Source organism: Kocuria sp. KRD140, assembly GCF_017168375.1.
GTDB lineage: Bacteria > Actinomycetota > Actinomycetes > Actinomycetales > Micrococcaceae > Kocuria > Kocuria marina.
The window spans coordinates 47649-70315 of record NZ_JABFAW010000002.1; the positions used below are offsets into that span (position 1 = coordinate 47649).

Consider the following 22667-nt stretch of genomic DNA (forward strand, 5'->3'; position numbering starts at 1 on the left):
GGGAGCGCGCACCGACGCTGCTGAGCCGGGGCGTGTCTCTCGCGGGTCACGGAGTGTCATGCTCTCTGCCCCCGCGCGGACCGGTTCTGAGCAGTCTGATGCCGGGCGGCCCGGTCCTGAACGGTCCGGCCCCGGCTGGCGGTTGTGGCGCGATCCCTTCGGTGTGCCCCACGTGCAGGCGGACGATCTCACCGCGCTGGCACACGGCCACGGCTACGTGACCGGTGTGGACAGGGCCTGGCACGTGGAGGTGCTGCGTCACCGCGCCGAGGGGCGCTCGGCAGAGCTCGTGGGACCGGACGGGCTCGACGGCGATCACCTCACCCTGGCCGCGGACGTCCCCGGTACGGCCAGACGGTGGTGGGACGCGGCGTCGTCGCAGGACCGGGAGTTCTTCGCTGCATACGCGCGCGGGATCAGTGAGGCACTGGCCGAGACCTGGCCAGGGACCCCCGAGGTGCGCGAGCTCGGTCTCACCGAGCGGGCCGTGCGGCCGTGGGACCCCTGGACCCCGATGGCCGTGCACCTCGATGCGCACCTGCTCACGGGGAGTCTCCCCGAGCAGCTGTGGCGACGCCGCGTGCGGCGCGAACTCGGCGACGCCTGGGTCCCCGTGCTCGATGCCGAATCCCCCGCGGCGGCCGGATCCAATGCGTGGCTCGTTCCGGGCGAGCTGTCCACGAGCGGCGCACCGCTGCTCGCGGCGGACCCGCACCGCGTCGTGGAGGAATCGGGGCCCTATCAGCCCGTGTGCCTCTCCACGCCGGACGTCCGGGTGCGGGGTCTCGCGCTCGTGGGGTTGCCAGGGGTCCCGCACTTCGGGCGCACCGAAAGCGCCGCGTGGGCCATTACGGCCGCCATGACGACGACGGAACACATCGCGGACCTAGCTGTCGAGAACCGTGACGGCGCGTGGTACGTCGCGACCACGGGTGAACGGCTCGAGCACCGCTCGGTGGTGCTGCGGGCGCGCGGCAGCGTCGAACGGGCCTGTTTGCTCCGCTCGTGCGCGGCGGGGTTCGTGCTGCCGGGCACTCCCGCGGCGGAAGCAGTGCTCGACGCCGCCGTGCCCGGCACCGCGACCACCGTCACCGTGGTGTTCCCCGCGCCCACGGCGGACCCTGCGCGGGCGTTCTCGGCATGTCGTGAGCTGCTCTCTGCGCGCACAGCGGGCAACGCCATGGAGGCGGTGTCCGGGTGGGCCGTGCCGTGCAACGACGTGGTGGCCGCGGACCGCGACGGCTCATGTCGACACACGGTCACGGGGTCGTTCCTGGGGGCCGCCGAACCGTCCCGACCGCTGCACGGGATCACCGTGCGCGCCAATCAGCGCCCCTCGGACCCTTGCGCTTCGGCCGCGCGGCTCGCGTGCGCGCCCCCGCACCGGGCCCGGCGGGCAACGCACCTGCTCGACGTCGCCGTGGCCGAACACGGTGCCGTGCGTCATGAGGACCTGTTGGCGGCCCAGCTGGACACCGCCGCTCCGCACTGGCCCCCGCTGTTGAGGGAACTGTTCGCGGACGCGTCTCCGACCGCCGTGTCGGACCCGGTCGCCACCGTGGCGCGGGTGGGTTCCACGGGGCCGGTGCGGACGGCGCCGGAGCTGGACGTGGCGTCAGGACCTGTGGGGGCGCCGTCGGCGGCCGGTGCGGCATCGCAACGGGAGGGGGAGTCCCGAACGACGAATGCATCGGCGGAGGCGGCTGACTCCGTCCGTGCGGCGCTGCTCGACTGGGACGGGTCGATGGCGGCGGGGTCCTGGACAGCGTCGTTGTTCGCCGTGTGGCGGGACGCGTTCGTTCACGAGCTCATGCGGACCACCCCGCTATCGGTGCTCTCGGGACCCACAGGCATGCCGACCGTGTGGGACCCGTTCCTGCACGGGCCCGGACGAGTGGGACTCGCGGTGGAGAACATCGTGCGTCACGGCCCTGACCTGGGAGTGGACGTCCGCTGGTGCGCCAGGACGGCCCTCGAACGGGTCGCCCACGAGCACCCGGGTACGGCGCTGCCGCCGTGGGGCGCACTGCATGTGTACACCCCGTGGCGCAGTGACCCGGCCCTGACCGCGGCGGACCCCGTTCCCGTGGGCGGGGACGCGGACTGCCTGCTCGCGGCGGGGACACTACCGGGCACGGGACCCGCGTGCGTGCGTGTCCCCGCCGCGCGGGTGCTGTGGGATCTGGCCGACCCCGCGGCGTCGTGGTGGATCACACCCGACCCCGTGGCCCGGGGCGAGTGCACGGAACCGCCGCTGCACCGGTGGTCGCGCGGGGAGATGGATCACGCTCTGCCGTGGGTTCCGGCTGGTTCCGTGGGGAGGTCCGGCGCGATGGGTCCGGCCGGTCCGGCCGGCTCGGCCAGCTCGTCCGGTGGATCCATCGACCTGGGCGCACTGCCACCGCTACCGGATCAGTCCGCGCCAGGCCCGCGCGTGACGCTGAGGCTCGTGGATCCGGGGCGGGACGCGGCCGTGATACATGAATGGGTCCGTGCGCCGCGAGCCCGCTTCTGGGGCATGACGGGGTGGACCCCCGAGCGGGTGCGCGAGGTGTACGAGTACCTGGATGCCTCGCCCACGCATCATGCGTGGCTTCTGGAACTCGACGGCACCCCCATGGGTATCTTCCAGAGCTACGAACCCCACGCCGATCCGGTGGGCGCGACGTATCGGGTGGAACCCGGGGACCTGGGGGTGCATGTCCTGCTGGCGCCCGTGCGCACCCGCCGCCCGGGACTCACCGCGGCACTCGGGCGCCTCATCATCGCGCAGCTCGCACGCTGCGGCACCCGACGAATCGTGGCGGAACCGGATGTGTCCAACGACCGGGCCGTGGCCCGACTCATCGCCACGGGTTTCGAGCTCGGCCCGACCATCCGGTTACCGGGGAAGACCGGGCAGTTGGCGTTCCTTCGCGTTGACGGGCTCACCGACTCCCGCTGAGCACGACCGGCGATCGATTCGGGGGCTGACGTTGCGAGCCGCCGCATCCTTGTGGGCTGACCGGGCGGTCGCACGAGCCTGGCTTCATGGGTTTCACCCGGGGCAGAGCGGTCCACGGACACCGCGGTCCGGCCCGCTCTCGAACCGACGCCGCCCCCGGTCACCGCGTGTGCGGTGGCCGGGGGCGCCGGGCCAGTGCGGGCACAGGACCCGCGGTGGCGCGAATGTCAGTCGCGCGTGAGACGACGGTGCGTGAGGCGCTTGGGCCGAGCGGCGTCGGCGCCGAGACGCTCCACCTTGTTCTCCTCGTACGCGTCGAAGTTGCCCTCGAACCAGTACCAGCGGTCGGGGTTCTCCTCGGTGCCCTCCCACGCGAGGATGTGGGTGGCCACGCGGTCCAGGAACCACCGGTCGTGGGAGACGACCACGGCGCAACCGGGGAACTCGAGCAGGGCGTTCTCCAGGGAACCGAGGGTCTCCACGTCGAGGTCGTTGGTGGGCTCGTCCAGCAGCAACAGGTTACCGCCCTGCTTCAGGGTCAGCGCGAGGTTCAAGCGGTTGCGCTCACCACCGGAGAGCACGCCGGCCTTCTTCTGCTGATCCGGGCCCTTGAAGCCGAACGCGGACACGTACGCGCGCGAGGGCATCTCGACCTTGCCCACGTTGATGTAGTCCAGCCCGTCCGAGACGACCTCCCATAGGGTCTTCTCCGGGTCCAGGTTCTCGCGGTTCTGGTCCACGTAGGAGATCTGCACGGAATCGCCGATCTTCAGCTCGCCGCCGTCGAGCGGTTCGAGGCCCACGATGGTCTTGAACAGCGTGGACTTACCCACACCGTTGGGCCCGATCACGCCCACGATGCCGTTGCGCGGCAGCGAGAACGAGAGCCCGTCGATCAGGGAGCGGTCCCCGAAGCCCTTCTTGAGGTTGCTGGCCTCGATGACCTGGTTGCCCAGGCGGGGCCCCGGCGGGATCTGGATCTCCTCGAAGTCCAGCTTCCGGGTCTTTTCGGCCTCGGCCGCCATCTCCTCGTAACGCGCCAGACGGGACTTGGACTTGGTCTGGCGGCCCTTGGCGTTGGAACGGACCCATTCGAGTTCGTCCTTAAGGCGCTTGGCCTGCTTGGCGTCCTTCTTGCCCTGGATCTCCATGCGCTTGGCCTTGGTGTCCAGGTACGTGGAGTAGTTGCCCTCGTAGGGGTAGAGGCGGCCGCGGTCCACCTCGCAAATCCATTCGGCCACGTGGTCCAGGAAGTACCGGTCGTGGGTCACGGCCAGCACCGCACCGGGGTAGGAGGCCAGGTGCTGCTCGAGCCACAGCACGGACTCGGCGTCCAGGTGGTTGGTGGGTTCGTCCAGCAGCAACAGGTCCGGCTTCTCGAGCAACAGCTTGCACAGCGCCACACGACGGCGCTCACCACCGGAGAGCACCTTCACATCCGCGTCCGGCGGCGGGCACCGCAGCGCGTCCATGGCCTGCTCGAGCTGGGAGTCGAGATCCCACGCGTTGGCGGCGTCGATCTCTTCCTGCAGCTTGCCCATCTCTTCCATCAGGGCGTCGAAGTCGGCGTCCGGCTCGGCCATCTCGGCGGAGATCTCGTTGAAGCGGTCGAGCTTGGCCTTGATCTCGCCGACGCCCTCCTCCACGTTACCCAGGACGGTCTTGTCCTCGTTCAACGGGGGTTCCTGCAAAAGGATGCCCACGGAGTAGCCGGGGCTCAGGCGCGCCTCGCCGTTGGAGGGCTGGTCCAGCCCCGCCATGATCTTCAGAATCGTCGACTTACCTGCGCCGTTCGGCCCCACCACGCCGATCTTGGCGCCGGGGAAGAACGACATGGTGACGTCATCGAGGATGACCTTGTCGCCCACTTTCTTGCGGGCTTTGTTCATGGTGTAGATAAATTCCGCCATACCCTCCAGGCTACCGCGCCGCCGCACCCGCGCGAGCCACGGAGCGACGTCGTTCCCTCACCTCCCGGCGTCGCCGCGCCGCGGTCCCCCGGCCGTGCGGTCCCGGTTCCGGAATCGCTCCCTGGTACGACGACACCGCCTGCCCCCTACTAGTCAGCCACCCGTGGTCGCCCCCTCCAGGTCGGAGGTTTCACGCGTCCGGTCGGCGCCGTCACGGGACTCGTCTTCGGCGTCCTCGTCCACCCCCTCCGTGACACCCAGGGTGTCCCCGACCGCGGCACTGGCGTCGGGAGCGGCCGGGGTCAGGCCGTCGAACGTGTGGTCATGCTCCCCCACCGCGATCACCGCCCCGGAAGTGAGATCCACGAACCCCTCGTCGGACAGTCCCATCGACCGAGCGGAGCGGTACCGATCGTGCCCGGCGGTCCCGGCGTTCTCGTTCGAGTCCTCCCCGGCGCCGTCCATGCCGGTGTCGTCAGACCCCTGTCCGGCACCCGGCACGGCACTTGCCGTACCGGCCTCCGGATTCCGCCCGCCCGAGCGGGCAAAGTTGGCCGTGCCGAAGCTCAGGTCATGACCCACGGCCGCCGCATCCACCTGCACGATCGTGCGCGGGCCGGAATCCGACTGCCACTCGTTGATGCTGAGCTTGCCGGTGACCACCACGGGTTGACCGCAGTGCACGCTCGCCATGACGTGCATGGCCAGGGCGCGGAAGCACCGGATCGAGTACCAGTTGGTGCCGGAGTCGTGCCACGTCTGGGTGGCGGCGTCGAAACGGCGGGACGTGGTGGCCAGGCGGAAGCGCGCGGCCATCGTGCCGTCGTCGAAGAGGTGCGACTGCGGGTCCTTGCCCACGAATCCGCGCAGTGTCACGTGTTCGCTCATGGGGTGCTCCTTGATTCGGTCACCCGCGGCCCGGAGGCCGGCGGGTGAGGGGTGAACCCCGCATCGGGGTGAGCCCAGCGTGACGCGTGGGACGCGGCGTCGGCGGTCCGTTCAAGGAGGTGTGGAGAGCCCGATGCCCGGCCGGGCGACGTCGGCCATCTGTGCAGCCCGGACCGCACGGGGTGGAGCAACCCACGTGCGCGAGCGGCTCGGAGGCGTTGCTAAACTGAGTCGTCGCTTCGGCGACCCGCCTCAGTAGCTCAGTGGATAGAGCAGGAGCCTTCTAATCTCTTGGTCGGGGGTTCGACTCCCTCCTGGGGCACCACAAACCTGCTTGCCATAGACGGGTAGATTCTCCGATGTTGACGCGCGACCGTTTTTCGTTGACACGGCTTCTACGATCAGGTTCATCGCGAGCATCCGAGAGCGCGTGCGCAAGGACGGGACAACCACCTGGGCGGTGCTCTGGCGTGACGCCAACACCGGCAAGCAGACCAGTCGGACAATGCCCACGCTTCAGGACGCCCAAGAGCTGGCCAGCTTCCTCACGGCCAATGGGCACAGCTTCGCCCTCGCAGCTCAAGCCGCGGGGCGGATGCGCTCCACCTCACCCACCGTCTCCACCGTGGTAACCGCACACGGGACTGCTGCATGGGTTGGTGACATCTGATCTGTGACACTGTGAGGTGTCACTGGAAGGATGAGCACCGTGCCCAAACCCTTACCCCCAGGAGTTCCGCGACGATGTCGTGAACGTCGCCCGCGACCGTGAACCCGGCCAGACCATCAAGCAGATCGCTTCGGACTTCGGGATCGCCGAGTCCTGCCTACGTAACTGGATGCGCCAGGCCGATCTCGAGGCCGGTGCTGGGCCCGGAACAACCGCGGCCGAAAATGCCGAACTGCGCGAGGCGAAGAAGCGGATCCGGTCGCTCGAGCAGGAGAACGAGGTGCTGCGCCGGGCCGCTGCTTATCTGTCTTAGGCGAATCTGCCGGGAAAATAAGGTACCCGCTCGTCCGCGAGCTGGCCGATGACGGGATCCCCGTCACGGTGACCTGCCGGGTCCTCAAGATCGCCCACCAGCCGTACTACCGGTGGCTGCAGGCGCCCGTGACCGCTGCCGACCTGACCGCGGCGCACCGCGCGAACGCGCTGTTCGACGCACACCGGGACGACCCGGAGTTCGGGTATCGGTACCTGCACGAAGAGGCCGCCGAGGCAGGTCAGGTGATGGCCGGGCGGGCCGCGTGGTCGATCTGTTCGCAACAGGGCTGGTGGTCGGCGTTCGGCAAGAAACGCGCCAAGAACGGCAAGAGGCCCGGGCCGCCGGCCCACGAGGACCTATGTGCTGTGGTGGACGAGCACGGCAGGACCCGGCACGTCTTCACTGCTGAGGCCCCGAACCAGCTGTGGCTCACCGACATCACCGAGCACCGGACCGACGAGGGAAAGCTCTACCTCTGCGCCATCAAAGACGTGTTCTCCGGCCGTATCGTGGGCTACTCAATCAGCGACCGAATGAAGGCGCGTCTTGCAGTGAAAGCGCTGGGCAATGCGATATCCAGGCGTCGCGACACCGCCGGATGCATTGTGCACTCGGACCGCGGGAGCCAGGGCGGATTCAACTGGTCGTCGCAACACCTCGTGAGAGGGGTGTGTGATGGGTCGTCGTCAGCGGGCCGCGGACCGGGCTGTTGGTCCGAAGTTGCGGTCGCCGGGGCATCCAAAGTTCCAGCGGCCGGTCGAGTCGGCTTTCTGGAGAGCGATCGCGCAGGGACTGCTGCCCGAGGAGGCCTCAGCGGTTGCGGGCGTGGAGCAGGCGGTCGGAGCACGGTGGTTCCACAACGCTGGGGGCATGCCACCGTTCGACCTGGACTTCACCCCGTCGGGCCGCTACCTCAGCTTCGTCGAGCGGGAGGAGATCGCGATCCTGAACGCCCAAGGCAACGGGGTTCGCGACATCGCCCGGGCGCTCGGCCGGGCCCGGGCACGATCAGCCGCCAGCTGCGCCGCAACGCCGCGACTCGGGGCGGGACGCGGGAGTACCGGGCATCGGTGGTGCAATGGAAGGCCAACATGGCCGCCAAGCGTGCCAAACAGGCGAAGCTCGTCACCAACCCGCGGCTGGGTGAGTATGTCGAGCAGCGCCTGTCGGGCAAGGTCTCTTCCCCGGACGGCACCGTGGTCGCTGGACCGCAGCCGCCACGGTTCACGGCCCGCAACAAGCCCCATCGCAAGGACAGGGCCTGGGTGCTGGGCTGGAGCCCGCAGCAGATCAGCAACCGGTTGAGGCTCGACTTCCCCGATGATGAATCCATGCGCATCAGCCACGAGGCGATCTACCAATCACTGTTCATCGAAGCCAGAGGCGCTTTGAAGAAGGAACTCGTCTGATGTCTGCGCACGGGCCGGGCGCTGCGGGTCCCTCGAGAACGATCCCGTCGCAAGACCTGGGCCCACCTCACGGAGGCAACGTTGATCAGCGACCGCCCCGCCGAAGCCGACGACCGCGCCGTGCCGGGGCATTGGGAGGGCGAGCTGCTCATCGGGCACGAGCGCTCTGCCATCGGGACCGTGGTGGAACGCACAACCCGGTTCACGATGCTGGTCCACCTGCCCCGCGAGGAGGGCTACCAGTTCAGGGCATCGATCAAGAACGGCCCGGCACTAGCAGGCTACGGCGCGATCACCATGAAGAACGCACCCGCGGACACGATGTCGACGCTGCCGAAACAGTTAGCACACTCGGTGACCTGGGACCGCGGCAAGGAGATGTCGGCCCACGCCCTGTTCACGGTCGAGACAGGGATCCCGGTCTACTTCGCCGATCCCGTCTCACCCTGGCAACGCGGCACGAACGAGAACACCAATGGACTACTGCGCCAGTACTTCCCCAAGGGCACCGACCTGTCCCGCTGGACGGCAGAAGACATCAACGCCGTCGCCCGCGCCCTCAACAGCAGGCCCCGCAAGACCCTCGGCTGGAGAACCCCTGCCGAAGCCTTCAACGAGTACCTACAATCAACCCAACAAGCCGGTGTTGCAACCACCGGTTGAACCCGGCCAGTTCAGGTCACGGAAATTCGTGCACGCCCTGAACCGTCATCACCTCATCGGATCGATGGGTCAGGTCGGTGCCGCCGGGGACAACGCCGCAATGGAATCGTTCTTCGCACTGCTCCAGAAGAACGTCTTGGACCGCAAGCGCTGGAGGATGAGAGAGGAGCTCCGCATCGGGATCATCACCTGGATCGAACGCACCTATCATAGACGCCGCCGACAGGCCCGCCTGGGCCGATTGACCCCCATCGAATACGAGACCATCATGAACCCGGCCGTGAGCCTCGTGGCCTGACACCCCAACTGTCCCCTGATCGTGCGGCAGTCCCCCCGGAGTTTTCGACCAGATGAAGACGTGTTTTCAATTGATCCGGCTAGTAATGAAGACCCTGATTCCTAAGAGGCTGCCAGCCAGTACATGGCACCGTCTTGAGTGCGCCCCAATACGCCCGTGTCTACGGCGTGACGACGGAAAAATGCGATGTCCAGAACAAACATTCGTAGACGTTCATTGAGAATAGGCTCTGAAATTCTCTCGTCAGCATCTATAACTCGTCGGATTACCGCGGCGACTGTAGAATCGATTTTTTCATGTTGAAGTTCATTAACGTCAATTTTGTTTCCCAAAAGAATCTCATGTGATCCGAGATGCCCGTCGATCGCTCGCAGAGATTCGCTCAGAAAAGTCTCACGAAACCTGACCTCACTGTTACCGATCTCTGCAAAACCAATCTTAATAAGACCTACAACTAAAGGATCGTCCGCACCCTGCTGTGTAGAGGATAACACCTGACTAATTGTTTCTCTATTTTGGGGGCGTCGAAGCATCGCAATTAATGACCTGAGGGGCCTTAATTCTTGACTCATAATTTCCTAACAGTAGTTAAATTTTTAATCACTTTTGACGAGATTACTGTTATGGCGGCAGCAATCCAAAATATATCTTGGATCCCAATTGTATATAAAATAGCCAAGACCAGCACCAACAACTGTAGCTACCGCGTTCAGCTTTAATGAAATCGCAAGGATAGACCTAGCTGACTCACCTTTTGAGAGACGGTCATTGATTACAAGCGCATCTACTGCGCCGCTCTCTGAAGCTCCTCCGATTCCTGCTAGGATTTGGCCTAGTGCAACCAAAGCAATGTTAGTGGGATCAATGAAGAAAATCAAAAACCCAATAATTCTCATTGCATTTCCAATGAGTAACACAAATCGTGGCGACACTCGATCAAATAATATTGGTAAAGGAAGTCACTTATTGCAGAGGATAAGTCATACATCGACGAAACCAATGCAATTATAGCTAGCCCAAGTCCGTAGTGCTCAAAATAAATAATATCATATGATACGAAAAGGCCGGCACCAAGTGCAAGGAGAAAATTGTAAATTAATTTAATCATCACATAAAAAGGGTTCCTGTGCAAGAGGGACTGGGCAGATTTTTTTTAGTGCTTATGGCAATATATCGACCATTGGTAAAATGGTATGGATCATCAACTATCATCCCTGTAGCAATAACTTTTACAACAGAAATCGGGGTTCAGGCCAACACCTCCACGTCCGTGGCCGGGGTGAGGCAGAGTTTGCGGCGGAGGAAGTCCACGCCGGAGGGCTCGACGCGCGTGGTGTAGGACGTTCCGACCGTGCCGTCGGTGCGGGTGAAGTCGTAGGCCTTGACCGCGAAATGATGCATGTACTTCTGGTACGGGGTGTTGCGCATCGCGCCCTTGGCGATCATGACCCCGGAGGCGCGCATCAGATCAAACAGCTTGTTCTGGGACAGGCCGTGCATCTTGGCGACGTTGCCGATGGAGTAGGTGCCGTCACCGGAGAGGAAGGCGTCGTAGGCCTCACCCTTGGGCTCGAGCTCCTTGGCGTAGGCCTCCATTGCCTCGCGCGCCTCGACCTCTCGGGCGTAGGCACGCAGGGCCTCAGGCAGGGACTGCGGGACCTGCATCTGCGGCTGCATTGACTAGGCCCCCGGTCATGCGGATCTGCGGGAGCACCTCGAGGGTGACCCACCGTTGGAATGCCTTGACCGCGTCCTTGGCACCCTGGTCGGTCATGCGTCCGGTCTGGCGCAGCAGGACCGCGTGGTAGAGACCGGCCTCGGTGATGACCGTGACGTCCTGGTCTCCCCCAAGGGTGCACGTCTGACGTGTGCCCTTCTCGTCCGCGTCCAGCGCACGCACCATGGCGGCGGCGTCGCGGTGGCAGAGCGCCCGCGCCACGTCGCTAGCAACGAACAGCGCTGCGCCGTCCTCCTCGAGGACTCGGACGCCTTGTCCCAGATACTCGTACTGCGTCAGATTCGAGCTCATGCCCCGTTTCCTTCTGGTGTGTGCTCCCTAGAGCGTTGGTCAATTGATGCGTGCGACTGGTCGAGCTGTGCTCAAACAGCTCATCCAAGTCGCGGTCGAGCCATTTACAGATCTGTCGAGCCAGATCCTCGGAGCAATGCTGCATGTTCCCGGTCTCGAGGCCGCTAATCGCGGCTTGCGAGCATCGGCACAGGAGGGACAGTTCGTACTGCGTGAACCTTGCTGCCTTCCAGCGGATCTTAAGCCGCTCCCCACTGAGTGGGCGCCGGACGACCTGCTCCGAGGTGTGACGCTTCCTGCTGTTCGTCATGATCTGACCAGTCTCACTGCCCGGACCCCCGGGCAACAGGACGACTCACACAACCACCGGACCTACCAAACGGGGTCAGCCCATGCTGGCCGACCGGATCCAGCACGCGAGCGCCGAGGAATGGTGCAGCCTGCAGCACGGCTGACCCAGGGTCGCGTCGGCTGTGTTGACTACCTCAACAGCACCAGGGATATGGACCGTGCCCGTATTGCCGCGTTCCGCAAAGTTCCGCGCGTTTCCGCCCTGCAATTCGACGGGGTGGCGTTTTCGACTCCCTCCTGGGGCGCCACTTACCAGCCCGTTCTACCGAAAATCCAGTGGAGCAAACGCAGCCCAGCGGCACCCCGGGATGCCTTTGCTCAGTTGAAGCGGGCGGGTCTACCACAACAGGCAGCGCCGGGCTGACTGGCCCACTCCACGCAGGACCGGGACACCCCGAGGGGCGGGTGCATTCCCCGCCGCGGGGTGCGAGGATGGCGGGACATCCCACATCTGAGAGGACCGACCATGAACGAGTCCACCCAATACCCCGCCTCGAATGCCGAGAGCCCCCTGACTCCCCTGATGAAAACGGTCGAGGGCAGCAGTGCCCTGGACCCCTTGGTGGGCTCGGCAGATTCCGTGGCCACCGCTGTGGCCGGGAATCCGACCGTTCGCGACCTCCTGCAGGGCAAGCAGGTGGGCCACGCGCTGCACCCGCTGCTCATCGAGGTGCCCATGGGCACGTGGATGAGCGCGCTCGTGCTCGACCTCATGGGTGGCCGTGACTCCGCCCGTGCCGCGCGGGTGCTCACGGGCGTGGGTGTCCTCTCGGCGGTGCCATCTGCCCTGACCGGATGGGCCGAGTACCACGGGCTGCAGAACCGGGACAAACGTGTGGCCGTGATCCACGCCGGGTCCAACGGCCTGGCCACGGGTCTGCAACTCGCCTCGTGGGTGGCCCGCCGCACCGGACGCCACGGGCTGGGGTGCGTCCTGGCATTGGGCGGCATGTCCGCCGCCGGCCTGGGCGGTTACCTGGGCGGGCACCTGTCGGTCGCGCGTCAGGTGGGCTCGCGGGACGCGGCCTACGAGGACGGCACGAACGGTCGGGCGCAGAACTAGCGGCCGTAGAACAACCGCTCGAATACCGAGCGGGACTGCCGGGTGATCCGCAGGTAGTCCTCCTCGAGCTGCGCGGCGGAACCGGGTTCGTAGCCGATCCACCGGGCCACGGCCTCGAGGTCCACCCGGCGTGACGGCACGGAATCGGAGGCCCGCCCGGAGCGCAGGACGTTGCCGTTGCGGATGTCCGTGGCAAGTTTCCACGCGTGCTCCAGTACGGCGGCGTCCTCCGGGCCCACGAGGTCGGCGGCCACCGCGGCGTTCAGCGCGGGCAGCGTGGAGGTGGTGCGCAGCTCGGGGACCTCGTGCGCGTGCTGCAGCTGCAGCAACTGCACGAGCCATTCCACGTCCGAGAGCCCACCCCTGCCCAGCTTCACCTGCCGGGTGGGATCTGCCCCGCGGGGCATCCGCTCGCTCTCCACGCGCGCCTTCATGCGCCGGATGTCCACGAGCTGACGGTCCTTGAATTCGGCCGGGTACCGGAAGCGGTCCACCACACGGAAGAACGCCTGGGCCACGTCCTCGGAACCGGCCATGTACCGGGCGCGGGTCAGGGCCTGGAACTCCCAGGTCTGACCCCAGCGCTCGTAGTACTCGGCGTACGAGGCCACCGACCGCACCATGGTGCCCGAGCGCCCTTCCGGACGCAGGTCGTTGTCGATCTCCAGGACCCGTTCGGCGACCACGGGCGGCGTGCACGGTTGCTTCAGGAGCTTGACCATGCGGTTGAGCACGGTTTCCGCGGCACTGCGCGCTTCCCCGGGGTCCGCGTCCGGGGCGGGTGCGTACGCGTACATCACGTCCGCGTCCGAGCCGAAACCGATCTCGCGCCCGCCCTGGCGCCCCATGGCGATCACGAGCACCTCGGCGGGGACAGCGCCGTCGTGCTCGGCCGCGTACTCGGTGCGGGCAAGGTACAGCGCGGCCATCACGGTGGCCTGGTCCACGTCCGAAAGACCCGTCACGGTGGTCTCCACGCTGGCGACGCCGCTCGTGTCCGCGAGCGCGATGCGCAACTGTTCGCGGCGCCGGATCTGGCGCACGGCCCGGATGGCCTCGCCCGGGTCGTGGTGCCGAGCGACCTGCGCGCGCATCTGTGACACGAGCTCGTCCAGGGACCGGGTGGCCAGCTGGGAGTCGTCGCCCAACCACGCCGTCGCCTCGGGAGAGGTTTCGAGCAGGTCCGAGACGTACCGAGAACTCGAGAGGATGTGACACAACCGCTCGGCCGCGGCGTTGGAATCCCGCAGTAATCGCAGGAACCAGGGTGTGTTGCCCAGAGCCTCGCACACCCTGCGCAGGTTGAGCAGACCGGCGTCCGGGTCCACGCCCTCAGCGAGCCAGTCGAGCAGCACCGGCAGCAGCGTGCGCAGGATCTCGGCTCGCCGGCTCACGCCGCGCGAGAGGGCCTCGATGTGTCGCATCGCGGCCTTGGTGTCCTGGTACCCGAGTGCCGCGAGGCGGTCCCGAGCGGCGTCGGTCGTGAGGGTGGTGTCCGCGGGCGCGTTGGCGAGCGCCGCGAGCATGGGACGGTAGAAGATCCGCTCGTGCATGCTGCGCACGGAGCGCTTGGCCGCGTTCCAGTCGCTCACGAGTTTCTGGGCCGTGGGGTGCGTGCGCTCGGCGGCGCCGTCCACGGACCGGGCGACGACGGCCAGTTCCCGTTCGTCGCGCGGCATCAGGTGCGTCCGCCGCATGCGGAACAACTGGATCCGGTGCTCGAGCAACCGCAGCCATCGGTAGTTGAGTCCGAACTCCTCGGCGTCCGCGCGGCCGATGTAGCCACCCGCGCTCAGCGCCGCGAGGGATTCGGTGGTGGCACGCGTGCGGACGGTCTCATCCGAGCGTCCGTGTACGAGTTGTAGCAACTGCACCGTGAACTCGACATCCCGCAGTCCCCCGGGTCCGAGCTTGATCTGCCGGTCCCGGTCCGCCTCAGGGATGTTCTCCGTGACCCTGCGGCGCATGGCCTGGACGGATTCCACGAAGCCCTCGCGCTCGGCGGATGACCAGATGAACGGCGCGATGGCCGCCTCGTAGCGCCTCCCGAGGTCCTGATCGCCCGCGACGCACCGGGCCTTGAGCAGCGCCTGGAACTCCCAGGACTTGGCCCAGCGCTTGTAATAGCGCACGTGGGAGTCCAGTGTCCGCACGAGCGGCCCGTCCTTGCCCTCGGGCCGTAGGTTCGCGTCCACTTCCCACAACGCCGGCTCGGGACCGGCGGCCATCATGGCCTGCGCGAGGGTGTGGGCCATCTCGGTGGCGATCTCCGTGCTCGTGCTCTCGTCCGGGGTGTCCCCGGCGTCGGAGGCCCGGGTCTCCCCGACGTAGACCACGTCCACGTCCGAGATGTAGTTCAGCTCTCGGGCGCCGCACTTGCCCATGCCGATCACCGCGAGCCGTACCTGCTCCACGAGGGCGGGGTCCCAGCGCTCGGCGGCGTGAGCGCGCGCCACCGCCAGGCCGGCCTCGAGGGCGGCCCCGGCGAGGTCCGCGAGTTGCCGGCCGACGGCGGGCATGTAGGCCACCGGGTCCACGGCCCCGACGTCCCGGACGGCCACGCGCGCGAGCCCGCGGCGATAGGCCACGCGCAACGCCTTGTGCGCGTCCTGTCCCGTGAGCGATGCCACCGGGGTGTCCGCCTGCGGATCGGCGCCCACGGATTCGAGCAGCGCCGCACGGAAGACCTCCGCGCGGTCCGCCCTCGGCTCGTCCACGGGCGGGATGTCCAGCAGGTCCAGGTTCTCGGGGGCGCGCAGCAGGAACTCCCCCAGCGCCTCGGACGCACCCAGCAAGCGGAACATGGTCTCGGACTCTCGGGGGTCCCCGTTGATTCGCCGCGCGACCTCCGGGTGGTTCTCGATGAGCCGCACGATGAGCTGCAGCGCCACGTCCGGCGACGCCGCGTGGGCCAGTCCCGCGAGCAGCGCGGACAGGTCCACGCCGTCCAGTTCCCGGAACCCCAGCCAGCGCCGGGCATTCGTGACGTCCGCGAAACCGATCGAGATCAGTTGCTTGGCCGAGATCTTCTCCGCGCGCTCCTTGGCGGTGCCCGGGGTGTCAGTCATGGTCTGCCCCTACAGGATGCCCAGGTTGGTCCGCAGTTCGTAGGGCGAGACCTCCTGGCGGTACTGGTCCCAGTCGCGGCGCTTGTTGCGCAGGAAGTACTCGAAGACCTGCTCGCCCAGCAGCTCCGCCATGAACTCCGATTCCTCGGTCAGCCGGATCGCGTCGTGGAGGCTGCCCGGCAGGGGTTGGTGGCCCACGGCGCGGCGCTCGGCGCTGCTCATGGCGAACACGTCGTCCATCTCCACGGGCGGCAGCTCGTACTCGTTCTCGATCCCCTTGAGCCCCGCCCCCAGCAGCGCGGCGTAGGACAGGTACGGGTTCGTCGCGGAGTCGATCCCCCGGTACTCGATGCGGGAGGACTGCACCTTGTCCGGCTTGTAGAGCGGCACACGCACCAGCGCCGAGCGGTTGTTGTGGCCCCAGGACATGTACGACGGCGCTTCGTCACCGGCCCACAGTCGCTTGTAGGAGTTCACGAACTGATTGGTCACGGACGTGAACTCGGGGGCGTGGCGCAGCAGCCCGGCGATGAAGTGCCGCCCGGTCTCGGAGAGCCGGAACTCGGCCCCGGCCTCGTAGAACGCGTTGGTGTCCCCTTCGAACAGGGAGAAGTGCGTGTGCATCCCCGAGCCGGGGTGGCGGGAGAACGGCTTGGGCATGAAGGTCGCGTAGATCCCCTGGGACAGGGCCACCTCGCGCACCACGGTGCGGAACGTCATGATGTTGTCCGCGGTCTGCAGCGCGTCCGCGTAGCGCAGGTCGATCTCGTTCTGACCCGGTCCGGCCTCGTGGTGCGAGAACTCCACGGAGATGCCCACCGATTCGAGCATGTTCACCGCGGTGCGGCGGAAGTCTTGGACCACTCCCCCCGGGACGTGATCGAAGTACCCCTCGTAGTCCACCGGTACGGGTTCGCCGGTGCGCGGGTCCAGCTCGGGCGAGCGCAACAGGTAGAACTCGATCTCGGGAGCGGTGTAGCACGTGAAGCCCATGTCCGAGGCCTTGGCGAGCACGCGGCGCAGAACCCCGCGGGGATCCGCCGCGGAGGGCTCACCGTCCGGGGTCTTCAGGTCGCAGAACATCCGGGAGGTCGGCTCGTCCTCCCCGCGCCACGGCAGCAACTGAAACGTGGAGGGATCCGGTTGCAGGAGCATGTCGGACTCGAAGATCCGCGACAGCCCCTCGATCGAGGAGCCGTCGAACCCGAGGCCCTCCTCGAACGCGGCCTCCACCTCAGCGGGTGCCAGCGCAATGGACTTGAGGGTCCCCACGACGTCCGTGAACCACAACCGGACGAACCGGACGTCCCGGTCCTCGATGGTGCGCAGAACGAATTCTTGCTGACGGTCCATGGGTCCACCTCGGATTCCTGGGGCGTGTGACACAGCGGCTGCGGGCTCACGCGCCGGGGCCATGCCCGGGACGAGCCACGTCACAACTGTATCGGTCGCAGCAGCGTTCCTCGCGCCCGTCTCCCCCATCTGTCCGCTTGCGTGTTCCCGCCCCGGTCCGCACGGAGATCGGGTCGCCGAGTCAGTGCCGCTCCCCGCCCGGAACCCCTGGGCCCGACCGGCCGGTACCCTGACACCATGAGCGAAACGCAACCTTCGTCCGGTTCCCCCACCGAGAAATCCCTCGCCCAGATCGCCCGCGTGCGGACCCTGCACCTGCAGCGTGCCAAGGACGCCGGGGAGAAGTTCTCCATGCTCACGAGCTACGACACGCTCACCGCGGGGATCTTCGACCGAGCCGGCGTGGACGTCCTGCTCGTGGGTGATTCACTCGGCAACACGGTGCTCGGACACGAGTCCACCCTGCCGGTCACGCTCGAGCACATGATCACGTTCTCCGCCGCGGTCGTGCGCGGCGTACAGCGCAGCCTCGTGGTCGTGGACCTGCCCTTCGGCTCGTACGAGGAGTCCCCGGATCAGGCCGTGCGCAGCGCGGTGCGGATCATGAAGGAGTCCGGCGCGCACGCCGTGAAGATCGAGGCGGGGGAAGCGCTCGCGGAGCACGTGGCCGCCGTGGTGCGCGCTGGGATCCCTGTCATGGGTCACGTCGGATTCACCCCGCAGTCCGAGCACGCGCTGGGCGGGTTCCGGATCCAGGGCCGCGGCGAGGCCGGGGAGCAGCTACTGCGCGACGCCCGTGCCGTGCAGGACGCCGGGTGCTTCGCCGTCGTCCTGGAAATGGTGTCCGCGGACGCCGCGGCACGAGTGGAGGACGAGCTGCGGATCCCCACGGTGGGGATCGGCGCCGGGAATGTGACCACCGGCCAGGTGCTCGTGTGGCAGGACATGCTGGGGTTGCGCACCGGGAAGATGCCGCGCTTCGTCAAGCAGTACGCGCAGCTCGCTCAGGTCGCCGACGACGCCGTGCGCGGCTACGTGGCCGACGTCCGCTCCGGTGCGTTCCCGGCCGAGGAGCACTCCTACCGGGGGTGACGCCCGGGTCGCCCCGAACCAGAATGGGACCGGGCGACGTCGCCGCCCGGCCCTACAGGGTCAGTCACCCTTGAACGCGGCGTCCTCCTCGTCCCAGCGCTTGGTGTTCTCCGCGGCGCGCTCGAGGGCGCGCGAGGCCTCCTCGCGGGTCGCGTAGGGGCCCATGAGCTTGCGGTAGTCGTCCTTGGGGCCTTCCTCGACCTGCTTGGTGTAGAGGTTGTACCAGTACTCGGCCATGATCTTCCTCCCTGTGCGGCGCCGTGCGCCGTACACCCGCCCCGCGGCGGGGTCGCGAACCTTCCCGGCCGAACGGGCCCGGGACTCAAGGATTAGGCTAGTTGCTGAACCAGGTGTTCGGGGCGCCTTGACGCCTCACAGCACGAACACGCCCGCGATCGCCGCAGGAGGCAATGACCCATCGTGACCACGCACAATCTCGCACCAGCACCCGGATCCACCGCACCGCGCGGCGCGCTACGCCCCGGGAACCTTACCCCGCGGCGCCACGTCCCGGGCGGGATCGAGCGGCCGGAGTACGTGGGACGCCGGGACGCGAACGAGGGTCACGCCTCCAACGTGTACACCCCCGAAGAGATCGAGCTGGTGCGCGAGGCCGGCCGGATCGCCGCCCGTGCGCTGCAGGCCGCGGGCGCAGAGGCCAAGCCCGGCGTGACCACGGATGAACTGGACCGGATCGCGCACGAGTACATGTGTGATCACGGGGCATACCCCTCGTGCCTCGAGTATCGCGGGTTCCCCAAGTCCATCTGCACGTCACTCAACGAGGTGATCTGTCACGGCATCCCCGATTCCACCGTGCTCGAGGACGGGGACATCATCAACCTGGACGTCACCGCGTACAAGAACGGCATGCACGGGGACACCAATGCCATGTTCCTGGTGGGTGACGTGGACGAGGACTCCCGCCTGCTCGTGGAACGCACGCACGAGGCGATGAACCGCGGGATCAAGGCCGTGCGTCCCGGGCGTGAGATCAACGTGATCGGGCGCGTCATCGAGAAGTACGCCAAGCGTTTCGACTACGGGGTCGTGCGCGACTTCACCGGGCACGGCGTGGGGCGCGAGTTCCACACGGGTCTGATCGTCCCGCACTACGACGCCGCCCCGTCCTACGCCACCGAGATGGTCCCGGGAATGATCTTCACGATCGAACCCATGCTGACCCTCGGTTCCATCACGTGGGACCAGTGGTCCGACGACTGGACCATCACGACCCACGACAAGATGCGCACTGCACAGTTCGAACACACCATGGTCGTGACCGATGACGGCGTGGAGATCCTCACCCTCCCGTAAGATCGAGCGACGGGGCGGGCTGCATCGCGTCCACCTCCGCATAGTTTCCACCGTGAACCGAAGGGACCGTTCATGAGCTCAGGTACTCCGCAGGGTGTCGTATCGCAGTGTGGCATCGGAATCGACATTGGTGGTACCGGCACCAAGGGTGGGATCGTGGATCTCGCCACCGGCCAACTCGTGGGTGAACGGTTCCGCATCCCCACGCGCCACGTGGGCATCGTTTTCCCCGCCATCATCAAGAACGGTGTGGCGCTGTCCGCGGCGAACGTGGACAAGTCGTGGATCAACACGAACGTGGATGCCCTCATGACCGAGACGCTGGGCCGTGAGGTCGAGGCCCTCAACGACGCCGACGGCGCCGGGCTCGCCGAAGCGCACTACGGCGCAGGCAAGGGCAAGGAAGGCCTGGTCATGGTGATCACCCTGGGCACAGGGATCGGTTCCGCGATGATCCTCAACGGCCAACTGGTCCCCAACGCCGAGCTCGGTCACCTGGAGATCGACGGCTTCGATGCCGAGACCAAGGCCTCGGCCGCCGCCCGGGAACGCGAGCAGCTGCCCTGGAAGAAGTGGGCCAAGAAGCGGCTGCAGCGGTACTTCTCCCACGTGGAGTTCCTGTTCTCCCCGTCCCTGTTCGTGATCGGGGGCGGTGTGTCCAAGAACTCGGAGAAGTTCCTGCCCTACCTCGAACTGCGGACACCGGTAGAGATCGCCGCGCTGCGCAACAACGCCGGCATCGTGGGTGCTGCGCTGTGGGCTCAGCAGTGCCGAGACGCCCAGGCCGCCAAGCCGGTCATCGACCCCGTGAAGTGACGGACGCCCGTCCCGGGCCGTGGAGATCCTCCGCGCTCGGGACGGTACCGACCCGCCCCGGAAATGGGTGAGACCCCGAAGGTGACCGCGGCTTCCCCTCCGCGGACCCTCGGGGTCTCGTATTGAGAGTCTAAGTACTCAACGCATTCGGATCAAGCTGTCAGGTGGTCGCCCAGGTCGGCGAGGAATTCCCCCACGGGAGCGTCCACCTTCACGGTGGCCATCGAGTCCCCTCCGGTGACGCCGTGGTTGACGATCACCACGGGGATCCCCTCTCGGTCTGCTTGCCGCACGAACCGGCGTCCGGAGTTCACGGTCAGCGACGATCCCGCCACGAGTAGCGCCTCGGACCGCGCGACCATGCGCCGCGCCAGGGCCACGCGGTGCGACGGCGCGTTCTCCCCGAAGAACACGACATCCGGTTTCAGCACCCCCTGGCACACGGGGCAGTCCCACACACGGAAACCGCCGGTGTGCTCCACGGTGGCGTCCGCGTCCGGGGCGTATTCGATGTCGTCCGCCGAGGCCATGCCGTCGTAGAACCCGGGGTTCAACTCGTCCAGGTAGCGCGAGACCTGTTCCCGGGGGAACCGGGACGAGCACGAGGTGCACAACACCCACGCGTAGGTGCCGTGCAGGTCCACCACGGCCACGGAGCCGGCTTTCTGGTGCAGCCGGTCGATGTTCTGGGTGATGATCCCGTCCACCAGACCGGCGGCCTCGAGCCGGGCCAGCGCCTCGTGGGCGGCGGACGGTTGTGCCCGGGCCACGAAGTGCCAGCCGTACTGGTTACGGGCCCAGTAGTGCCGGCGACTCGCCACATTGCCCATGAACTCCTGGTATGTCATGGGGGAACGAGGTTTGGCGCCCGGGCCGCGGTAGTCGGGGATCCCGGACGGGGTGCTCACCCCCGCGCCCGTGAGCACCGCGATCTGCTTGCCCCGTAGCACCTCGAGAACGCGCGGCAGACCGTCCCGGGCGTTCAGTGCATGGGGATCGGGGAAGAGGCTCTCGTCCACCGGTGCGCCGTAACCGGCGCGCAGTACTCGCAGGGGCATCAGGACCGGGGCAGGTTCTCGAGGACGCCCCGCAGTCGATCCCATTCCCGGGCCTGGGTGATGTCGGCGGAGCTGACGTCGCGGATGATCCCGCGGGCGTCGATGGTGATGGTGTGGCGCTGGGCGCACCCTGCGTCCTCGTCCAGGACACCGTAGCGGCGGGCCACGTCCCCGTGGGGCCAGTGATCGGAGAGCATCTGGAAGTCGTAGGACTCCTGCCGCGCGAACGCGTCCAATGCGAAGTGGCTGTCCGTGGAAATGCACACCACGACGGCGTCGAACTCATCGAACATGTCCGCGTGATCCTGCAGATGGCACAGCTCGTCCGTGCAGATCGGCGAGAACGCGTAGGGGAAGAACACGAGCACGACCGGCGCACCCCGGTAGTCGCCCAGGGAGCGGGACTCGCCGTGACGGTCCTGGAGGGTGAAGTCCGGCGCGGTGGATCCGATGGCACTCATGAGAGCCCTTCCTGCCGCGCGGGAGCGCCGCGGCGCGCGCTCAGAAGTTTCGTTTGGGGGTCAGGCGGGAGACGGACCAGTCCGGGGAGACCCGTGCCGCGCTCGTGACGTGCAGACCGGCGGTCGAGGCCGCTTCCTGGATCTCAGCGGGAGAGACGTGGTCCTGGCGCCCGGCCTTGGGCGTCAGCAACCACACGACACCGCCGTCGTCGAGGGTGGTCTGGACGTCCACGAGCTCGTCCACCAGATCGCCGTCCCCGTCACGCCACCACAGCACGACGGCGTCCACGACCTCTTGCGCGTCCTCGTCGAAGAGCTCCGAGCCGATCGCGTCCTCGATCCGCCCGCGCAGATCCGCGTCGACATCGTCGTCGTAACCGAATTCCTGGACGTAGTCGCCGTCCTTCAGATTCAGTTGCGCCGCAATGCTCTCCTCGGGGGCTTTCGCCTCGCTCACCGTAACTCTCCTTCACTGCTGTCTCGCGCGGGGCCGGACCGCCGGCTCAACGACGCTGCCGGACCTCACCCTCACCGTGACGGGGATGTCAACGGTGCGTAATAAAGACAACACTGGATTGTCCCCGCGTTCAAGCCACACCACGAACCGCGGGGCGAATCGGGTGACTTGTGACACGTTCCACACTCGTGGCGGCCCGGCGCAGGCGGTGTGACGCGTGAAACGGTGTGGTCACTGCCGGTGACGCCATCGCGTGTGACACGATGAAAGGACGACGGCATCGGCCTGTCCGAGCACCCGCCGCCTGACACACCGCTCCGACACCGGGGATCCCGTGACACGGAGCTGACGATAGAGAGGTTCTCGTGTCTTCCGACAGCAATCACCACATTTTGAGTGGGTTGACGAATAATCTTCAGGACGCTGATGTTCAGGAGACGCAGGAGTGGATCGAGTCGTTTGACGCGTTGATCCAGGCGCAGGGTACCGCGCGGGCGCAGTACG

At 66.9% G+C, this 22667-nt stretch carries 17 protein-coding genes, 1 tRNA gene and 4 pseudogenes; 10 read left to right on the plus strand and 12 right to left on the minus strand.

Annotation, left to right across the window (positions count from 1 at the left end; genetic code table 11):
- The first annotated feature begins 58 nt into the window (after positions 1 to 58).
- Positions 59 to 2944, plus strand: a complete 2886-nt coding sequence (locus J1M36_RS02435; protein WP_206478593.1) for a GNAT family N-acetyltransferase — start codon at positions 59 to 61, stop codon at positions 2942 to 2944.
- Positions 2945 to 3171: 227 nt separating this feature from the next.
- Here J1M36_RS02435 and ettA read toward each other — a convergent pair whose 3' ends face one another.
- Both ettA and J1M36_RS02445 read right to left on the minus strand, forming a co-directional pair.
- A complete protein-coding gene (gene ettA, locus J1M36_RS02440) occupies positions 3172 to 4854 on the minus strand; it encodes an energy-dependent translational throttle protein EttA (RefSeq protein WP_035962235.1) in 1683 nt (560 codons plus the stop codon).
- A 153-nt stretch (positions 4855 to 5007) separates the two neighbouring features.
- Positions 5008 to 5742 carry a single-stranded DNA-binding protein gene (locus tag J1M36_RS02445; protein ID WP_206478594.1) on the minus strand — a complete coding sequence of 245 codons (735 nt, stop codon included), beginning with the start codon at positions 5740 to 5742 and terminating at the stop codon, positions 5008 to 5010.
- Positions 5743 to 5991: 249 nt separating this feature from the next.
- On the opposite strand from J1M36_RS02445, the gene J1M36_RS02450 reads away from it, so the two are divergent.
- From J1M36_RS02450 to J1M36_RS02470, 5 genes and pseudogenes are all read left to right on the plus strand, one after another.
- A tRNA-Arg gene (locus J1M36_RS02450) sits at positions 5992 to 6067 on the plus strand.
- Between the two features lie 409 nt (positions 6068 to 6476).
- Positions 6477 to 6725, plus strand: a pseudogene (locus J1M36_RS02455) (transposase); the annotation flags it as partial.
- A 248-nt stretch (positions 6726 to 6973) separates the two neighbouring features.
- Positions 6974 to 7345, plus strand: a pseudogene (locus J1M36_RS02460) (transposase); the annotation flags it as partial.
- Between the two features lie 58 nt (positions 7346 to 7403).
- A pseudogene (locus J1M36_RS02465) lies at positions 7404 to 8800 on the plus strand (IS30 family transposase).
- A 7-nt stretch (positions 8801 to 8807) separates the two neighbouring features.
- A pseudogene (locus tag J1M36_RS02470) lies at positions 8808 to 9098 on the plus strand (integrase core domain-containing protein); the annotation flags it as partial.
- Positions 9099 to 9199: 101 nt separating this feature from the next.
- Here the strand turns inward: J1M36_RS02470 and J1M36_RS02475 are convergent.
- The 4 genes from J1M36_RS02475 to J1M36_RS02490 all read right to left on the minus strand — a co-directional run bounded on the left by J1M36_RS02475 (position 9200) and on the right by J1M36_RS02490 (position 11127).
- A complete protein-coding gene (locus J1M36_RS02475; protein WP_186317119.1) occupies positions 9200 to 9592 on the minus strand; it encodes a DUF2087 domain-containing protein in 393 nt (130 codons plus the stop codon).
- Positions 9593 to 9694: 102 nt separating this feature from the next.
- Entirely contained in the window at positions 9695 to 9994 is a 300-nt protein-coding gene (locus tag J1M36_RS02480; RefSeq protein ID WP_144996485.1) for a hypothetical protein, read from the minus strand.
- 352 nt (positions 9995 to 10346) lie between these two features.
- Positions 10347 to 10763 carry a phage antirepressor KilAC domain-containing protein gene (locus J1M36_RS02485; protein ID WP_064846791.1) on the minus strand — a complete coding sequence of 139 codons (417 nt, stop codon included), beginning with the start codon at positions 10761 to 10763 and terminating at the stop codon, positions 10347 to 10349.
- Positions 10738 to 11127, minus strand: a complete 390-nt coding sequence (locus tag J1M36_RS02490; RefSeq protein ID WP_064846790.1) for a Bro-N domain-containing protein — start codon at positions 11125 to 11127, stop codon at positions 10738 to 10740. The genes J1M36_RS02485 and J1M36_RS02490 overlap by 26 nt, the downstream gene beginning before the upstream one ends.
- Positions 11128 to 11944: 817 nt before the next feature.
- Here J1M36_RS02490 and J1M36_RS02495 point away from each other — a divergent pair.
- The gene (locus J1M36_RS02495) at positions 11945 to 12541 is read left to right on the plus strand and encodes a DUF2231 domain-containing protein (protein ID WP_064847244.1); all 597 of its coding nucleotides are present in this window, start codon (positions 11945 to 11947) and stop codon (positions 12539 to 12541) included.
- Here the strand turns inward: J1M36_RS02495 and J1M36_RS02500 are convergent.
- Together J1M36_RS02500 and J1M36_RS02505 are read right to left on the minus strand one after the other, a co-directional pair.
- Positions 12538 to 15609, minus strand: a complete 3072-nt coding sequence (locus J1M36_RS02500) for a bifunctional [glutamine synthetase] adenylyltransferase/[glutamine synthetase]-adenylyl-L-tyrosine phosphorylase (protein WP_206478596.1) — start codon at positions 15607 to 15609, stop codon at positions 12538 to 12540. The two genes, J1M36_RS02495 and J1M36_RS02500, sit on opposite strands and share 4 nt — an antisense overlap.
- A gap of 9 nt (positions 15610 to 15618) precedes the next feature.
- Positions 15619 to 16962, minus strand: a complete 1344-nt coding sequence (locus tag J1M36_RS02505; RefSeq protein WP_035962238.1) for a glutamine synthetase family protein — start codon at positions 16960 to 16962, stop codon at positions 15619 to 15621.
- 237 nt (positions 16963 to 17199) lie between these two features.
- Here J1M36_RS02505 and panB point away from each other — a divergent pair, with 237 nt between their 5' ends.
- Positions 17200 to 18054, plus strand: coding sequence for a 3-methyl-2-oxobutanoate hydroxymethyltransferase (gene panB, locus J1M36_RS02510; protein WP_206478597.1), 855 nt, complete (start codon positions 17200 to 17202; stop codon positions 18052 to 18054).
- 60 nt (positions 18055 to 18114) lie between these two features.
- Here the strand turns inward: panB and J1M36_RS02515 are convergent, their stop codons facing one another.
- Positions 18115 to 18291 (minus strand): SPOR domain-containing protein, encoded by a 177-nt coding sequence (locus tag J1M36_RS02515; protein ID WP_144930816.1) that lies wholly within the window; start codon positions 18289 to 18291, stop codon positions 18115 to 18117.
- A 183-nt stretch (positions 18292 to 18474) separates the two neighbouring features.
- Between J1M36_RS02515 and map the strand changes: the two genes are divergently transcribed.
- Together map and ppgK are read left to right on the plus strand one after the other, a co-directional pair.
- Positions 18475 to 19371 (plus strand): type I methionyl aminopeptidase, encoded by an 897-nt coding sequence (gene map, locus J1M36_RS02520; RefSeq protein WP_085108672.1) that lies wholly within the window; start codon positions 18475 to 18477, stop codon positions 19369 to 19371.
- A 72-nt stretch (positions 19372 to 19443) separates the two neighbouring features.
- A complete protein-coding gene (gene ppgK / locus J1M36_RS02525; protein WP_206478598.1) occupies positions 19444 to 20187 on the plus strand; it encodes a polyphosphate--glucose phosphotransferase in 744 nt (247 codons plus the stop codon).
- A 152-nt stretch (positions 20188 to 20339) separates the two neighbouring features.
- Here the strand turns inward: ppgK and J1M36_RS02530 are convergent, their stop codons facing one another.
- From J1M36_RS02530 to J1M36_RS02540, 3 genes are read right to left on the minus strand one after another with little or no spacing between them, the layout of a single operon-like run.
- Entirely contained in the window at positions 20340 to 21245 is a 906-nt protein-coding gene (locus J1M36_RS02530) for a Sir2 family NAD-dependent protein deacetylase (protein WP_082943447.1), read from the minus strand.
- Positions 21245 to 21706: a redoxin domain-containing protein gene (locus J1M36_RS02535; protein ID WP_098054971.1), complete on the minus strand. Its 462-nt coding sequence runs from the start codon at positions 21704 to 21706 to the stop codon at positions 21245 to 21247. The genes J1M36_RS02530 and J1M36_RS02535 overlap by 1 nt, the downstream gene beginning before the upstream one ends.
- Before the next feature lie 40 nt (positions 21707 to 21746).
- Positions 21747 to 22163 (minus strand): DUF3052 domain-containing protein, encoded by a 417-nt coding sequence (locus tag J1M36_RS02540; RefSeq protein ID WP_206399140.1) that lies wholly within the window; start codon positions 22161 to 22163, stop codon positions 21747 to 21749.
- Positions 22164 to 22667 lie beyond the last annotated feature (504 nt).